The sequence below is a fragment of the Streptomyces sp. NPDC054796 genome, from assembly GCF_053611545.1.
On the sequence record NZ_JBSHAO010000035.1, the window covers coordinates 89,362 to 91,320 of the forward strand.

Consider the following 1,959-nt stretch of genomic DNA (forward strand, 5'->3'; position numbering starts at 1 on the left):
CCCCGGCTGTAGGCCCCGGCCGGGGCGGCGTTGGTTTGGGGGCGCGCGTCCCGCGGGGCTTTGTTGACCCAACCCCCCCACCCCCACCCCCGGCGCCGTCCCCCGGCTAGAACGCCCCGGGCCCCGCGCCCCCACCAGTCCCCCTCCCCCTGTCTGTCGGCTGCCCAACGGCGGGCAGCCCCGAAGAGACGGAGCCGCACGTGGCCGCAGACCTCTCCGCGCACGTCGCCCCGCAGGACCCGGCGGTACGGACCGCCGTCAGCAAGATCTTCAGGCGGGTCGTCCCGCTCTTCTTCGTGATGTTCGTCGCGAACTACATCGACCGCGTCAACATCGGCTTCGCGCAGGACCAGTTGCGCGCCGACGTCGGCATCTCCGCCTCCGCGTTCGGCCTGGGCGCCGGGCTCTTCTTCGTCGCCTACGCGATCTTCGAGGTGCCCAGCAACATGCTGCTGGAGCGGTTCGGCGCCAAGATCTGGCTCACCCGGATCATGGTCACCTGGGGCCTCGTCGCCACCGGCATGGCCTTCGTCACCAGCGTCGAGATGTTCTACGTGCTCCGCTTTCTCCTCGGCGTCGCCGAGGCGGGCTTCTTCCCCGCCGTCATCTACTACTTCACCCGCTGGCTGCCCGACGCGGACCGGGGCCGCGCCACCGCGATCTTCCTCATGGGCTCGGGCACCGCCTCCGTGATCGCCGGGCCCCTCTCCGGGGCGCTGCTGGAGATGCACGGCATCTGGGGGCACAGCGGGTGGCAGTGGATGTTCTTCATCGAAGGCATCGTCTCCGTCGTCCTCGGCGTGGTGGCCTACCGCTTCCTCGACAACAAGGTCGAGGACGCGACGTGGCTCACCGACGCGGAGAAGAACGGCCTGGCGCGGATGGTGGAGGACGAGCAGCGCGCGCGTGACGCGCGCCGCGACACGTCCAAGATCTCCCGCTGGAAGCTGTTCACCGACCCGCAGATGCTGCTCTTCTGCTGGATCTACTTCGCGATATCCATCGCGCTCTACGCCGTCACCTTCTGGCTGCCCAGCATCGTGGACGACATCGGCGGCATCGGAGAGTTCGAGGTCGGCCTGCTGGTCGCGGTGCCCTGGCTGTGCGCGCTCGTCGCGGTGTATCTGACGGGACGGGCCTCCGACCGCACGGGCAGGCGACGCCCCTTCCTCGTCGGCGCGCTGCTCGCGGGGGCCGTGGGGACGACGCTCGCGACGCTCGTCTCGCCCTGGTGGGGGCTGGCGGCGCTGTGCGTGGCGGCGATGGGGTTCAAGACCTCCTCGCCGGTCTTCTGGACGATTCCGCAGAGCTACCTGGACGCACGGGTCGCGGCGCCGGCGATCGCGCTGGTCAACTCGCTGGGGAACCTGGGCGGGTTCGTCTCGCCGACCGCGTTCGGCATCCTGGAGGACGCGACGGGCTCCACCGAGGGCGGCCTGATCGGCCTCTCCGTGGTGGGCGTCCTCTGCGCCCTCAGCGTCCGCTTCCTCCGCGGCGGCGGCCCGCACGACCCCTTCCGCGGGGCGCGCAAGGAAACGCAGGGTTCCCCTTCCACGGACGGCACCCCTTCACGGGACCAACGTTGACCCCCACACGGGGTGCCCGGTTCTTGTTGGGGGCGCCTGCTGCGGGTGCCTCTCAGGGTCTCGTTCGCGTGTTGCAGGCCGGTGGCACGGGTTGTGCCCACCCTCCCCCAGCTACCGCTGGGAGGTGCCCCCTCGCCCTGCGGGACGATTGCCCACAACTTTTGGGTGCCGTTGCCCGGCGCGGGCGGCGTCGTGTTCGGCTGCCTGGCCTGTGGCTTCGGCGCGGCGTGTGGACCGGTTGTTCGCGGCCAGGGCCGCGTGATTCTTGGCTCGGGCCGGTGGTTATGGGGTGCCTGTGTGGTGGGGGTCGGCGCCGCGCCGGGGTGTCTCCTCGGCGTGAAGCCATCGTCGTCAACTCTCCGCCGGTGACTTG

The 1,959-nt window shown here is 70.8% G+C and carries 1 protein-coding gene; it reads left to right on the top strand.

The window, feature by feature from the left end; translation table 11 throughout:
* The first annotated feature begins 299 nt into the window (after nucleotides 1-299).
* On the top strand, nucleotides 300-1,586 hold the full coding sequence (locus ACWGJ2_RS26360) for an MFS transporter (RefSeq protein WP_453348713.1): 1,287 nt from the start codon (nucleotides 300-302) through the stop codon (nucleotides 1,584-1,586).
* Nucleotides 1,587-1,959 lie beyond the last annotated feature (373 nt).

Excerpts from the sequence above, each read along its gene's own strand:
- ACWGJ2_RS26360 (WP_453348713.1), top strand. The coding sequence starts at position 300 with ATGTTCGTCGCGAACTACATCGACCGCGTCAACATCGGCTTCGCGCAG.